This window comes from Agathobacter rectalis ATCC 33656, from assembly GCF_000020605.1.
GTDB classification, from domain to species: Bacteria; Bacillota; Clostridia; order Lachnospirales; family Lachnospiraceae; genus Roseburia; species Roseburia rectalis.
On sequence record NC_012781.1, the window covers coordinates 2,009,011 to 2,023,641 of the forward strand.

Annotated in this window: 12 protein-coding genes, 1 tRNA gene and 1 pseudogene; 6 read left to right on the forward strand and 8 right to left on the reverse strand. The window is 43.2% G+C overall.

All coding sequences use genetic code 11. The features are described from left to right. Positions 1 to 7: 7 nt before the first annotated feature. Together EUBREC_RS09750 and EUBREC_RS09755 are read right to left on the reverse strand one after the other, a co-directional pair. On the reverse strand, positions 8 to 916 hold the full coding sequence (locus EUBREC_RS09750; protein WP_041254104.1) for an ATP-binding cassette domain-containing protein: 909 nt from the start codon (positions 914 to 916) through the stop codon (positions 8 to 10). A gap of 29 nt (positions 917 to 945) precedes the next feature. After that, positions 946 to 1,317: a GntR family transcriptional regulator gene (locus tag EUBREC_RS09755; protein WP_012742996.1), complete on the reverse strand. Its 372-nt coding sequence runs from the start codon at positions 1,315 to 1,317 to the stop codon at positions 946 to 948. 156 nt (positions 1,318 to 1,473) lie between these two features. On the opposite strand from EUBREC_RS09755, the gene EUBREC_RS09760 reads away from it, so the two are divergent. Beyond that, a tRNA-Thr gene (locus EUBREC_RS09760) sits at positions 1,474 to 1,546 on the forward strand. A 52-nt stretch (positions 1,547 to 1,598) separates the two neighbouring features. Here EUBREC_RS09760 and EUBREC_RS17735 read toward each other — a convergent pair. Beyond that, positions 1,599 to 1,745 carry a hypothetical protein gene (locus EUBREC_RS17735; protein WP_012742997.1) on the reverse strand — a complete coding sequence of 49 codons (147 nt, stop codon included), beginning with the start codon at positions 1,743 to 1,745 and terminating at the stop codon, positions 1,599 to 1,601. Positions 1,746 to 1,756: 11 nt separating this feature from the next. Then, positions 1,757 to 2,395, reverse strand: a complete 639-nt coding sequence (locus EUBREC_RS09765) for a hypothetical protein (protein WP_148207802.1) — start codon at positions 2,393 to 2,395, stop codon at positions 1,757 to 1,759. A gap of 199 nt (positions 2,396 to 2,594) precedes the next feature. Between EUBREC_RS09765 and EUBREC_RS09770 the strand changes: the two genes are divergently transcribed. The 5 genes from EUBREC_RS09770 (at position 2,595) to EUBREC_RS09790 (ending at position 8,093) form a co-directional block, all read left to right on the forward strand. Beyond that, the gene (locus EUBREC_RS09770; protein WP_012742999.1) at positions 2,595 to 3,134 is read left to right on the forward strand and encodes a helix-turn-helix domain-containing protein; all 540 of its coding nucleotides are present in this window, start codon (positions 2,595 to 2,597) and stop codon (positions 3,132 to 3,134) included. A gap of 128 nt (positions 3,135 to 3,262) precedes the next feature. Next, on the forward strand, positions 3,263 to 4,336 hold the full coding sequence (locus EUBREC_RS09775; protein WP_041254106.1) for an ABC transporter ATP-binding protein: 1,074 nt from the start codon (positions 3,263 to 3,265) through the stop codon (positions 4,334 to 4,336). After that, positions 4,329 to 5,153: an ABC transporter permease gene (locus EUBREC_RS09780; RefSeq protein WP_012743001.1), complete on the forward strand. Its 825-nt coding sequence runs from the start codon at positions 4,329 to 4,331 to the stop codon at positions 5,151 to 5,153. The genes EUBREC_RS09775 and EUBREC_RS09780 overlap by 8 nt, the downstream gene beginning before the upstream one ends. Next, positions 5,147 to 7,021, forward strand: a complete 1,875-nt coding sequence (locus EUBREC_RS09785) for an extracellular solute-binding protein (protein ID WP_012743002.1) — start codon at positions 5,147 to 5,149, stop codon at positions 7,019 to 7,021. The genes EUBREC_RS09780 and EUBREC_RS09785 overlap by 7 nt, the downstream gene beginning before the upstream one ends. 178 nt (positions 7,022 to 7,199) lie before the next feature. Beyond that, positions 7,200 to 8,093: a DUF5688 family protein gene (locus tag EUBREC_RS09790; protein WP_012743004.1), complete on the forward strand. Its 894-nt coding sequence runs from the start codon at positions 7,200 to 7,202 to the stop codon at positions 8,091 to 8,093. Between the two features lie 128 nt (positions 8,094 to 8,221). On the opposite strand, the gene glgA is transcribed toward EUBREC_RS09790, so the two are convergent. The 4 genes and pseudogenes from glgA to EUBREC_RS09810 form a co-directional block, all read right to left on the reverse strand. Further along, positions 8,222 to 9,673: a glycogen synthase GlgA gene (glgA, locus tag EUBREC_RS09795; protein WP_012743005.1), complete on the reverse strand. Its 1,452-nt coding sequence runs from the start codon at positions 9,671 to 9,673 to the stop codon at positions 8,222 to 8,224. A 168-nt stretch (positions 9,674 to 9,841) separates the two neighbouring features. Next, positions 9,842 to 10,186, reverse strand: a pseudogene (locus EUBREC_RS18315) (sporulation initiation factor Spo0A C-terminal domain-containing protein); the annotation flags it as partial. Between the two features lie 365 nt (positions 10,187 to 10,551). After that, positions 10,552 to 12,405: an ABC transporter ATP-binding protein gene (locus tag EUBREC_RS09805; RefSeq protein ID WP_015569470.1), complete on the reverse strand. Its 1,854-nt coding sequence runs from the start codon at positions 12,403 to 12,405 to the stop codon at positions 10,552 to 10,554. 1 nt (position 12,406) lies between these two features. Then, entirely contained in the window at positions 12,407 to 14,584 is a 2,178-nt protein-coding gene (locus tag EUBREC_RS09810) for an ABC transporter ATP-binding protein (RefSeq protein WP_012743008.1), read from the reverse strand. Positions 14,585 to 14,631: the final 47 nt, after the last annotated feature.

The following is a 14,631-nucleotide window of genomic DNA, read 5'->3' on the forward strand; positions in this document are numbered from 1 at the left end:
CCTCTCACTAGCGCATCACAATCTTTGTGTTATTTTTCATGACCGCAACGCTTATCTGGTAAAGTGTCGGAATCTCCTTTGTCACATTAAGTCCTGCGAGCTTATCTATATTTTCCGCCAAGCATATGCCCTCAAAGCCGTACGGATTTTTGGTCATTGAATAAAGTACCTTACCGGCAGCCTCTGTATCTGCTGCATCTCCTTTAATCAGGATATATTTTTCCTTCAAATCCTCAACAAAGCCCTGCTCCACAATCTGTCCGTTTTCCATTATAATGGCATAATCGGTGATATTTTCCATATCTGAGATATTGTGCGTAGAGAAAAATACGCTGCGCTTACCGTTGCCCTCATGGATATACTCGCCAATCATCTGACATAGCTTATCTCTCATCAGCGGATCAAGCGGCGATGCCGGCTCATCCAGCAAAAGAAGGTCTGTCTTTCGCGCCATGACTCCTGCCAGCATGAGCTTCATCTTCATACCATCCGAAAATGAGCTGTTGGCTTTCTTCATATCAATGCTGCCATGTGAAAATATTGCAAGCTCCTCACAATATCTGTGAAAATCATCTGCGGAAAAATCATCAAACATCAGCTTGCTGATTTCCTCGATATCTTTAACTGTCCACTGCGGCAGATAGTATTTGCCGGGGCCGGTATAGCCTATGCGGTTTTTAATATCTCCCGAGTTTTCCCTCTGTTTGTCGGAATACTGTCCAAAGTATGTGATTTCACCTTTATAGTCAAGCCTGATTCCTGCCAGGATATTTAAAAGTGTTGTCTTTCCTGCTCCGTTTTCTCCGATTAAAGCTGTGGCAAAGCCCTGCGGTATTGCGAAATTCTCCACATCCAGTGTAAAATTTTTAAGTTCCTTTGTGATTTTTGCTGCCTCAATTGCATTCTTTGTTGTCATTTTCATTCCTCCTGACTCGTTTCATATCTTTATTTATCCACCTCAAGCAACGCCTCAAGCATTCCCTTAAGCTCGTCGTTCGAGATTCCGGCTACCTCAGCCGCGGCTATCGCGTCTGTCAGCGATTCCTCCACCTTGCGCAGATGCTGTTCCTTTATCATCTCACTGTCCTGTGCATTGACATAAAAGCCCTTGCCCTGCGCCGCTGTGATAAGCCCCTCATCTGCAAGCTGCTCATAAGCCTTCATCGTGGTTATCACACTGATTTTCAGGTCCTTTGCCAGCCCTCTTATCGACGGAAGGAACTCCCCCTGCTCATACCTGCCGGCCAAAATATCTGTCTTGAAGCTGTCCGCTATCTGCTGATAGATGGGCACTCCTGAATTTTGCATCAGCTTCATATGCTACCTCCGTACTGTATTTATCAACTGTTTATGTGTTATATATACACTATATACATCATGGTGTCAATACCTTTCTGAAATTACTCTCTTAAAATTTCAACTCAAAATTTTGATTTGACATACACTCTTATATCTGATACTATAATATAGCTTGCCGATATGGCTCAGTAGGTAGAGCGACGCACTCGTAATGCGTAGGCCACCGGTTCGATCCCGGTTATCGGCTTCATACATAAAAAACACCTCATTCAAAACTGAATGAGGTGTTTTTTATAGATTTATTTTTTTCCCATTTTTCTCAATTTATCTTTTGCTCTATCTATTGTCTTTGTATGATCCGCAATAGGTTTCTCTGATTTGCTTAACATTTTCTCCGCTTTTTTTCCTGATATAACCATAATAGGACTTTGTGAATTATTGTACATAGTTTTTCCTCCTAATCCAAATCAGTCAATATTGATTCTACATCTCTAAACATAAACTTACAATCTCCGGCATAATCAGAATGTAATGCCCTTACATCAGATAATGTAGGAATTACCGCTTCTGCATCATCCTCCATAGTTTCAAACCCCATATTTCTATATGCATTAATTACTTTATCATTATTATATGCATGAAGAATTAAATAGAAAAAATTAACTTCTGATACAAGAACTGCAATTACAGTGCTGATATATTCTTTAAATACGTAATTTCCTATTCCGCTGTTACTATATCCATCCTCCTTTACCAACTTCAAGTACACATCATTCAATGCAAAATGTTCCAATTCAATACACGAAATGATTTTTTCAACGTCTTTTTCTTTAGTATGCTCAGGATCAGTTTTTTCATATGGCTTAAGTATCATACATGTAGTAATCAATGTAAAATATGCGACAATAATATTTTTACTATCATCCCAAACTATATAAGGCTTTATCCGTCCATTATAATCTCTTGTCAAAAAATATTCTAAAGCCGGCACACGTTCACATTTAAAATTACTCATCATTCGATATGCTTTTTCTTTTCCTATTTCATTGGCAAATTCATCAATAAATGCAAATCTAATATTCTCTTTAAACCCCATTTTCATAACACCCCATACGTAAAATATAATTTATACATTTATTATAACCGTACCATATAAAAGAAGCAACAAAAATTCCCCTTGACATTTATAAAAAATATATTAAAATTATCTCGTTGGTTTATTTTTAGTAAACAAAAAATCTATTATTAAACCTACAGTAAATATAACATAAAATGTATTAGAAAAGGAAGTAAACATGGATATCGGACATCGTATGAAGGAGCTTCGTATCCAGTACGGACTTACCCAGCAGGAGCTTGCTGACAGAGCTGAGCTGACGAAGGGATTTATCTCCCAGCTTGAGCGAAATCAGAATTCACCGTCAGTCGGCACCCTGCTTGATATCATCCAGTGCCTGGGTATGACACCGGCTGAGTTTTTTACAGATTCGGAACCTGAGCAGATTGTATACAAGGCAAACGACTATTTCGAGAAAATTGACGAGGAAAAAAACAGCAAGGTGGAATGGATCATTCCAAACGCACAGACCCGCTCCATGGAGCCTGTCAGGCTCACTCTTCATCCGGGTGGCAGTTCTGAAATATATCTGCCTCAGGAGTGTGAGGAGTTTGGATATGTGATAAAGGGCACCGTGAAGCTTTGCTATGGTGGCAAAGTGCACACCGTAAAGGCCGGTGAGTCCTTTTATTTTAAAGCCGGTAAGAAGCATTTTATTGAAAATAAGTCTTCAAAGGATGCCATGCTCATATGGGTCAGCAATCCTCCAAGCTTCTGACGCTTACCCTGCAGAAGCTCTTTTATAGGTCTGTAATTACTGCCGGCCACATTTTTAGTGTGTACAGCAGCAAATTATAAACATACAGGTCCTACCAGTACTATAATTACATGAGAAAGGTTTACACCATGGGAAAGAAATTAATTGATTTTATCGATATCACAAAGTCATACAACGGCAATGTTGTACTCGACGATTTAAATCTATACATCAGGGAGAATGAGTTTCTGACGCTGCTTGGACCATCAGGCTGCGGAAAGACCACCACACTTCGCATGCTCGGTGGCTTTGAGACACCGGACAAGGGAAAAATCATGTTTAATTCAAAGGACATCACAAATGTGCCTGCAAACGAGAGAAATCTGAACACTGTTTTCCAGAAATACTCTCTTTTCCCTCATATGACAATAGCTGAAAACATCGCGTTTGGTCTTAAAATAAAGAAAAAAAGCAAGGCTTACATTGATGACAAAATAAAGTATGCATTAAAGCTCGTCAATCTCGACGGCTTTGAAAACCGCTCTGTGGATTCTCTTAGCGGAGGCCAGCAGCAGCGTATCGCTATTGCAAGAGCTATTGTAAACGAACCTAAGGTACTGCTGTTAGACGAGCCGCTTGGCGCTCTCGACTTAAAGCTGCGCCAGAGCATGCAGTATGAGCTTATCCGCTTCAAAAATGAGCTCGGTATCACCTTCGTCTACGTCACACACGACCAGGAGGAAGCGCTTACAATGTCTGACACCATCGTAGTCATGAATCAGGGCTATATCCAGCAGATTGGCACACCAGAGGACATTTACAATGAGCCTGAAAATGCCTTTGTCGCTGACTTTATCGGGCACAGTAATATCATCGACGGTGTTATGATAAAGGATAAGCTTGTCGAGATACTCGGTGTAAAGATGCCTTGTGTGGACGAGGGCTTTGGTGAGAACACGCCTGTCGATATAGTCATCCGCCCGGAGGATGTGGAGCTGGTGCCTGCGGAGGACGGCTACATGCAGGGCGATGTCGTATCAAATATCTTCAAGGGAGTGCACTATGAGCTTGAGGTAAAGGCTAACGGCTACGACTGGATGGTGCACACCACCAAATATGTAGATGTCGGCAGTCATGTGGGTATCAAGGTGATTCCATTTAATATCCAGGTAATGCACAAGCCTGAGTCCTCAGATGAAAAGGCGGTGGAGATAGATGTCTAAAATAAAGAAACAGCTGCTCGCAGGGCCGTACCTCATATGGATTATCGGATTTATCATACTTCCGCTTTTCATGATTGTGTACTATGCATTTAAAGGCTCTGACGGAGGCTTCACATTTGAATATGTGGCTGCAATAGCACAGCACACCAATATCAAGGCACTGCTTTTATCCCTACGGCTTGGAATCATATGCACCATAATATGCCTGGTGCTGTCCTATCCGCTTGCGATGATTTTAAACGGCTTAAAGATTAAAAACCAAAGCTTTGTGGTATTTGTTTTCATGCTTCCTATGTGGATGAACTTTATGCTTCGAATACTCGCATGGAAGCAGCTTTTGTCCAAAAACGGTGTCATCAACTCGATACTCACCACTCTCGGACTGCCGGGCTTCAACATCATGAATACCTCCGGAGCAGTCGTGCTTGGCATGGTCTATGACTTTCTGCCATTCATGCTGCTGCCTATATACAACTCCATGACCAGAATCAAAAACGACTGGATTGAGGCGGCTCTTGACCTCGGTGCAAACAAAGTCACAATACTTTTCAAGATTATACTGCCACTTACAGTTTCCGGTGTCATAAGCGGAATCGTAATGGTTTTCGTGCCATCACTCACATCCTTTGCCATCTCACAGATACTCGGTGGCGGCAAGGTCCTGCTCATCGGAAATATCATAGAACAGGATTTCGTCCATGGCTCGCAGTGGGGCGCAGGAAGCGGTCTCTCACTCGTGCTCATGGTATTCGTATTAATCAGCATGGCACTCGTCAATCTGTTTGATAAGGAAGGAGACCAGAGCGCATTATGGTAAAAAAAATAGCATCAAGGGTATATATGGGACTGATTTTTTTGTTTCTGTATCTGCCTATCGTTGTATTAATAGTACTCTCCTTCAACAACTCCAAATCCAAGGTTAAATGGGGAGGCTTCACGCTCGACTGGTACATAAAGTGCTTTCAGAGTGAGCGGATTATGTCGGCATTTTCTACAACACTGCAGATTACGCTGCTTGCAGCTGTGATTTCTACAATAATAGGAACTCTCGCAGCCATGGGTATAAGCGCCATGAAGAAACGTAACCAGACAATCTATCTGGGCGCTACAAACATCCCGATGCTCAATGCAGATATCGTGACCGGTATCTCAATGATGCTTTTGTTTGTAAAATTCATGAATCTGGGCTTTGTGACAGTGCTTATCGCACACATCACGTTCAATATCCCTTATGTGATACTCAATGTGCTTCCAAAGCTCAAGCAGACCAACAAATACACCTATGAGGCCGCACTTGACCTGGGTGCATCACCTCTATATGCATTTTTCAAGGTCACATGGCCTGAAATAAGCCCCGGAGTGTTCTCCGGCTTTATGATGGCGGTCACAATGTCACTCGATGACTTCTCCATCACCTACTTTACGAAGGGTGCCGGAGTAAACACACTCTCAACCATGCTCTACACAGAGCTGAAAAAGGGTGTAAAGCCGGAGCTGTATGCTCTGTCAACCATACTTTTCTTCACAGTGCTGCTGCTTTTGGTTGTGGTAAACATCAACTCAAACCAGATACCTGTCAGCGCCTCAAAGAAGCCTGCAAGGGCTAAAAAGCTGCGCATCGTAAAGCGTAGTGTGAGCATCGCAATTGTTGCAGTACTCGTAATCGGCTGCTTTTCGGTATTTACGATAAGCGCCGGAAGCACGAACAATGACAATGCCATAACAGTGCTAAACTACGGTAAATACATCGATGAATCAGTAATCGACAGCTTCGAGCAGGAAACCGGAATCACCATTAAATACGAGGAATACGAGGAGCCTGAGGAGATGTACACAAAGTACAAGTCCGGTGCCATCGATTACGATGTCATCTGCACCTCTGACTACATCATCGAGAAGCTCATAAGTGAGGGTGAGGTCAACAAGATAGACTACAGCTCAATGCCAAACTATCAAAATGTAAATCAGGATATAATCGACATGTCCGCATCCTTTGACCCGACACATGAGTATACTGTGCCTTATTTCTACGGCACACTCGGCATACTATACAATAAAAAGATGGCCGATGCATCAGACCTAAATACCTGGGACTGCCTGTGGAACGGCAAATACAAGGACAACATGATTATGATTAATTCTGTCCGTGATGCCTTTACTCCCGCCCTTCGCACACTTGGCTACTCGATAAACGAGACAGACACAGCAAAGCTTGATGAAGCATTTGATATACTGAACAAACAAAGCAGTGATGTGCTCGCCTACTACGTGGATGAAACCTGTGATGAGATGGTTGCTGAAAATGCGGCAATCGCAGTGTGCTACTCCGGTGAGGCAGCTGCCGCCATGGCTGAAAATGACAACCTGGACTATATCGTACCAAAAGAGGGCTCAAACCTCTGGATTGACTCATGGTTTATTCCAAAGACATGCAAGAATAAAGAGGGCGCGCAGGAATTTTTGAACTATATCTGCAGTGATGAGCCGGCACAGCTCAACTTTGAATATGTATACTATGCATCACCTATCCAGTCTGTCATCGAAAACCAGGATGCAGAAACGAAGGAAAATGAGGCTATTAATCCGCCTTCCGATATGCTCAAAAACTGTGAAGTATACAGAGCTTTAAATGATGATGACGCAACACTTTACAACACACTGTGGCAGAGGCTCAAATCGGATTAAAAATGGATTGCGCAGCTATATTTTGTATGATGTCACAAAAATGAAGTCTAAAAATTGTACAAAAATACATATTGCAAACTTCAACAAACAATGATAGAGTAAAACCCACGAAGCGCCCTGCTTCGTGGGTTTTACTTTTCCACGAGATCCGATATTTTTATGCTCCGCAAGGAGATTCATGAAATACACGGAGTTTTTACATACTATAGAAACAGAAATAACCGCAAGACTTGACAATAATTTCAAGCTTACCATACATCCTGTCAAAAAGAACAACGGGATGATCTACGACGGATTGGTGATTATCAATCCCAAATTCAATATAGCACCGACTATTTATCTCAATCCTTACTACCATTGGTATCTTGATGGTGTATCCATTGATTCTATTCTCGATGCAATTTTATCCACCTACAATGATTTCAAGCCAACTGAAGATTTTGACATAAGCTTCTGTGATGATTTTTCCAAGGTAAAGGAGAAAATAATTTTCCAGCTCATAAGCTACGACAAAAACCAAAAGCAGCTAAAGGACGTGCCCTATATCAAATATCTGGATTTTGCCATCATATTTGAAGTATATGTAGGAGCGCAACTGCCTGAATTTGGCACCATTACAGTCACAGATGCCCTTCTGTCACGCTGGGGCATAGATACAGAAACACTAATCCGCGCCTCAATGCAAAATACCCCAAGGATACTTCCATGCTCAATAATCAACATGGCAGAGTTTCTTGCCAAAAAATGTCCGGGCTATGCCAATCAGATGCGCGCAGTCTGTGATTTTGACAGCCTGCCTATGTATATCCTTACAAACAGCAGGCAGACAAACGGTGCATCCGCCATACTCTACCCGGGTGTGCTAAGCTCGCTGGCAAAAAAGCTCGGCGGCAATATGCTGCTCATACCAAGCAGTATCCATGAATTTCTGGTAATGCCGCTGGATAGCGATATAGATGTCTGCAACCTAAGCGAATTCATTTGTGAGGTAAACTCTACAGAGGTACGCGACGAGGAAGTACTCGGCGAGAGGTACTACATATACGATAGTAAAACAGACACTGTCTACTGATAATCATATAACCCGATAACACAAAATACCGGATATCATATCATAGATATGTATCCGGTATTTTACTTTCTAAGAACATATTTGGAAATTCATGAAAATTATTGGCCTGTTATTTGCAGAACGATGTACTAGTTGCCAAGCAGCATGTCGTAAAGCTTCTCATACTCTTTCGCAGATGCCTTCCATGAGAAGTCATGCCTCATGGCGCGCTGCATCATCTCCTGCCATCTGTCCTTATGGTTTTCAAACACATCAAGAGCATATTTGATGACATGCAGCATATCATGCGCATTATAATTGGCAAAGGAAAAGCCATCGCCCGTATTCTCGTACTCATTGTACGGCACTACAGTGTCCTTAAGACCACCGGTCTCCCTGACTATAGGCAGCGTACCATATCGCATAGACATGAGCTGGCTCAAGCCGCACGGCTCAAAAAGAGACGGCATGAGAAATGCGTCACAGCCTGCATATATCTCATGTGCATTTTCCTCTGAGTAACCGATATATACTCCAAGCTTCTGCGGATACCTGCCATGGAAATAATTAAACATCTCCTCGTACTGCTGCTCTCCTGTGCCCTGCACTATAAACTGTACATTCATGGTGGAAAGCATCTCCTCCATCACATATGCCACCAGATCAAAGCCCTTCTGCTTTGTCAGACGCGAAACTATTCCAATCAGCATGACATCCTTATCCACAGCCAGACCATACTTCTCCTGCAGCTGACGCTTATTAACGACCTTTCCACTCAATTCCCTTACAGAAAAATGCTTATCCAGATATGTATCCTTCATAGGATTAAAGACATCATAATCTATACCGTTTACAATGCCTCTCAAATGCCTGCGCCGCTCAAGCATCAGGCCATCCAGGCCCTCTCCGCCCTCAGGTGTACAGATTTCATCTGCATATGTCGGACTGACAGTCGTAATCTCATCTGCATATACTATGCCGCCCTTTAAATAATTAGCCTCACCATAGAACTCCAGCTCCCCTGAATTAAAAATATGCTCCGGAAGTCCTGTAACATCAGCCACCTCTTTAATCTTCCATCGCCCTTGAAACTTCATATTGTGAATGGTAAAGACTGTCTTGATACCGGCATAGAAATTGTCTGAGCCGTATACTGTCTTTAGAAAAACCGGCAAGAGTCCTGTCTGCCAGTCATTACAATGTATCACATCCGGGGCAAAATCTATAACCGGCAAAGCCTCAAGCACCGCCTTTGAAAAGAAAGCAAACTTCTCCACATCCTCGTATATATTGTTGTATGGCTTATCTCCTGCAAAGTAAAACTCATTGTCGACAAAATAATATGTCACACCATCATACTGCGATGTAAAAATCCCCACATACTGCCTGCGCCAGTTGAGATTGACATAAAAATGACAGACGAACTTAAGCTGTGGCAGTAATTTATCATCCATACATTTGTACTTCGGAAGTATAACTCTCACGTCATATCTGTCCTTGTCAAAATATTTCGGTAAAGATCCCACTACGTCAGCTAGTCCACCTGTCTTCATATAAGGTATTGCCTCTGATGCGGCCATTAATATTTTCATTTTGTCCATGCTGAAACCTCCCCCAGATTACAGTTATTTAAACAACGATTAATCTGATAAAAAATATAGTATACACCCTGAAACCAATAGAATGTATACTATATTATATCACGCGAGAGTACATTTTGCCTAGTAAATTTATCAAAACGTGGTTTTATTTGTCTATAATGACGATTTTTACATCCCTAGACGTATTTTGTCTGTAATCAGGGCAATAAACTCCGAATTGGTAGGCTTGCCCTTACCATAGTTTACAGTGTATCCAAACATGGAGTCTATCGTATCCATCCTGCCTCTGCTCCATGCCACCTCGATAGCATGCCTTATGGCTCTCTCCACCCTGCTTGAGGTAGTCTTGTACTTCTTTGCAATAGTGGGATACAAAAGCTTTGTGATAGAGCTAAGCATTTCCATATCCTCAACGCACATCACTATCGCAGTCCTAAGATACTGATATCCCTTTATATGAGCCGGAACACCTATCTCATGAATGATATCCGTCACCTGTGTCTCAAGGGATTTTTTCTCCATATATGTATCATCAAGTGGCTCAGTGTCACCGGATGCTCTCTTTACATACACAAGTACCACATCAGAACCGGCATTACCGTTTATCATGTTGTATGCTTCATCACTACTTCTTGCTGTTCCTAAAAACTCCATGCCCTTTAATAAACTCTGCATGTTTTTCTTTTCGTCTGCTACTGCGACATTTAAAGTGCTCATCAAACTCTCCTATGCCGCCAATTACTGTCATGTCAAAACAAATTGTATGCTTTTATGATAACACATTTTGTCGAATTTTGTCGAGAGCGTATTTTTTTTTAATTTTATGTAACCATTCAGCCCACGCATATTCGCAAAACTGCACGATACCCGTGCTTTCTCTATTCTTCAAACTGAGAGTTATACAGCTCTGCGTAAAATCCGTTCTTTGCAAGAAGCTCATCGTGTGTACCCTGCTCGATAATGTCTCCGTCCTTCATGACAAGAATCATATCGGCATTCTTGATAGTAGACAGCCTGTGGGCGATGACAAAGCTTGTTCTGCCCTTCATCAGATTGTCGAGTGCCTTCTGGATACGGATTTCTGTACGTGTATCGACAGAGGATGTGGCCTCATCAAGGATAAGGATTGGATTGTCTGCAAGAATGGCTCTTGCTATTGTCAAAAGCTGCTTTTGTCCCTGTGACACATTGGATGCATCCTCGTTGAGCTCCATATCGTAGCCACCCGGCAATGTCTGGATAAAGTGATGCGCATGTGCTGCCTTTGCTGCCGCGATGACCTCCTCATCTGTGGCATCCAGACGGCCGTAGCGGATATTTTCCATAATGGTGCCCTTAAAGAGCCATGTGTCCTGCAATACCATGCCGAATGCATCTCGCAGATCGGCTCTGTTGTAATCCCTGATATCATGTCCGTCTACAAGAATGGCACCTGAGCTTACATCATAAAATCTCATAAGAAGCTTGACCATGGTAGTCTTTCCCGCTCCTGTCGGTCCAACGATAGCAACCTGCTGTCCCGGCTTTACCTTTGCAGAAAAATCATTGATGATGATCTGGTCAGGATTATAACCAAAGTGTACATGCGAAAACTCTACACTTCCCTCGATATGGTCTGGCTTTACAGGATTTTCCACTGTTATATCCTCTTCCTCCTCATCGAGGAACTCAAATACACGCTCAGATGCAGCCGCCATCGACTGAAGCTGGTTTGCCACCTGCGCTATCTGCTGGATTGGCTGTGTGAAATTCTTCACATACTGTATAAATGCCTGGATATCACCGATTGTGATGACATTCTTTATGGCAAGTATACCACCTGAGATGGCTACTCCCGCATATCCTAAGTTTCCTACAAACTGCATGATAGGCATCATAAGTCCTGAAAGGAACTGTGATTTCCATGCGGATTTGTAGAGCACATTGTTGGCCTCCTTAAAGGTCTTTACAGTCTCTGCCTCTTTATTATATGCCTTTATGACGAGGTGGCCTCCGTACACCTCCTCGACCTGTCCGTTTATGTGTCCCAGATACTCCTGCTGCTGTCTGAAGTATTTCTGTGAATGCTTTATGACAAACGAAATAAGTATCATCGAAACTGGCAGGATAACGAGTGAAATCAGCGTCATGAGCGGTGAAATAGACAGCATCATGACCAGTGTACCGACCAAAGTGGCAACAGATGTAATAATCTGTGTGATACTCTGGTTCAAGCTCTGTCCGAGTGTGTCCACATCGTTTGTGATACGCGAAAGTACCTCACCATATGTCCTTGACTCGAAATACTTCATCGGCATACGGTTGATTTTGCTCGTGATGTCCTTACGCATCCTGTAGCAGGTCTTCTGCGTGATGCCTGTCATGATAAGTCCCTGGGCAAACATAAAGATGGCACTCACCACATATAAAGCCAGCGTAAACAAAAGAACCTTTGCAATATAATCAAAATCTATGCCGCCTGTTCCTGCAATCTTGTTCATGAGTCCCTCGGCAAGCGCAGTGGTGGCTTTACCCATGACCTTCGGTCCTGCAACGGAGAAGACAGTCGAAACTGCTGCAAAAATCATAACTGCAATGATAGCAGCCCAGTATCTGCCGAGATACTTTATGAGTTTCTTTGTAGAGCCCTTGAAATCCCTGGCCTTTTCTGTGACCATTCCGGGGCCACGTCCCATTGGCCCTCTTGGCCTCTTAGGAGGCATCTTAAACTGTTCGTTATTATTCTCACTCATCTTACATGCCCTCCTTTTTGTTATCATCAATTCCAAGTTCCCTGGCTGAAAGCTGTGACTGTGCAATCTGCATATATACATCGCAATTTTTAAGAAGCTCCTCGTGGGTGCCTTTTCCTACGATTTTACCGTCATCGAGCACGAGAATCTGGTCAGCATGAATAATCGTGCTGATACGCTGTGCCACGATAATAACGGAAGCACTCTCTGTAACCTCTGCTAAGGCTGCACGCAGACGCGCGTCAGTCTTCATATCGAGTGCTGAAAAGCTGTCATCAAACACATAAATATGAGGGTCCTTTGCGATAGCTCTTGCTATGGCAAGCCTCTGCTTCTGACCACCTGACACGTTTGAGCCGCCCTGTGCGATTGAGCTTTCATACCTGTCATTCTTTGTCTCGATAAACTCAGAAGCCTGTGCGATATCCGCAGCCTTTTTTATCTGCTCATCACTCGCGTCTGCTTTACCAAAGCGCAGGTTTGAGGCGATGGTTCCCGAGAAAAGAATACCTTTCTGCGGAACAAAGCCTATTGACTCGCGAAGCTCGCTTAGTGTGTAGTCTCTGATATCGTGTCCATCAAGCTCTATTGAGCCTCCAGTCACGTCATAGAAACGCGGAATCAGGTTTACAAGTGTAGACTTTCCACAGCCGGTACTTCCGATGATAGCTGTGGTTTTGCCCGGCTCCGCCACAAAATCAATGTCTGAAAGCACATCCTCCTTTGCTCCCGGATATCTGAAATCCACATGGTTGAAACGGATAACACCTCTGTGATCAGCCTCAGTAACAGGCTCTTTTGGATCATTTACAGTGCTGTTTGTCTTTATAACCTCATCGATACGCTCTGCCGCAACACCAGCTCTCGGAAGCATGATGGACATGGCTGAAAGCATGAGGAATGACATAACAATCATCATGGCATATGTAATAAACGCAGTCATGGTACCTACCTGCATAGAACCCTTGTCTATTCTGCCTGCTGCAACCCACACGATACCAAGTGTGATGCAGTACATGATCATGGACATACCCGGCATCATAAAGGTCATGACACGGTTTGTAAACAGCTGTGTGCGTGTAAGCTCACGGTTAGCCTCATCAAACCTCTTTTCCTCCTCCTTTTCACGGCCGAAAGCCCTGATAACGGAAAGACCTGTAAGAATCTCACGAGAAACAAGGTTTACCTTGTCTACAAGACTCTGCATAATCTTGAACTTTGGCATCGCAATGCCAACCAGTGTGAAAATAAAAACCATGATAGCAGCAACCGCAATTGCAATCACCCACTCCATGCCGGATTTGGTCTGCGCCACCTTGATGATACCACCGATACCAACGATTGGCGCGTAAAGCACCATACGAAGCATCATAGTAGTAACCATCTGAATCTGCTGTATATCATTCGTGCTTCTAGTAATCAGTGATGCCGTAGAGAATTTGTTAATCTCGGCATCTGAAAAACCTACAACCTTTGAAAAGGTCTTCTCCCTCAAATCCCTGCCGACAGCGGCACCGACCTTTGAAGCCGCAAAACCTACAACACATGCTGCTATAAGCATAATAGCTGCAAAGGCTGCCATCTTGGCGCCTGCCTTCCACAGATAAGCAACCTGATTGGCATCCACGTCGATTCCTGCATTCTCATCACACTTTGTCGCAAAAGTTACACCCATGGACTTTAAAGTAGCTGAACCCACCGCATCGATTTTTTCCTGCACCTTGCTTCTTATCTGCTTTATCATGTTATCATCGAGCGCTACTCCCTGCGGGATAGCCGATGCATCCACATCCATCTGCTCACCCGACTGAAAAGCCTGATATGCCATGACAAGAGGAACCAAAAGCTCCTCATCCAGCTTATCAAGTGTGTCCGAATCAGCTGTCAGCTTGTATTTTGCCACACCGTCATCAGATTTTGAAGCATCCTCTGCCTCATAACAGTCCGTAAATTTTTCTTTCTCGTCAGACAGCATAAATGTCTGTGCCATCTGATAATCCTCCGATGTAATCTCCTTTGGCAGGATATGCTCAATGCCATGATCCTGGATACCAACATCAATGATGTCAGATGTGTACGCAGGCAAAGCCAGATCACAGTAAGCCTGAGCAATGAGAAAAACAAATATTAATATGATCCATCGCCAGTATGGAATCAGGTTTTTGAAAATTTTACTCATAAACGTTTCCTTTCTTTCCGGTTAATTATCCCCCATACACGAATGCA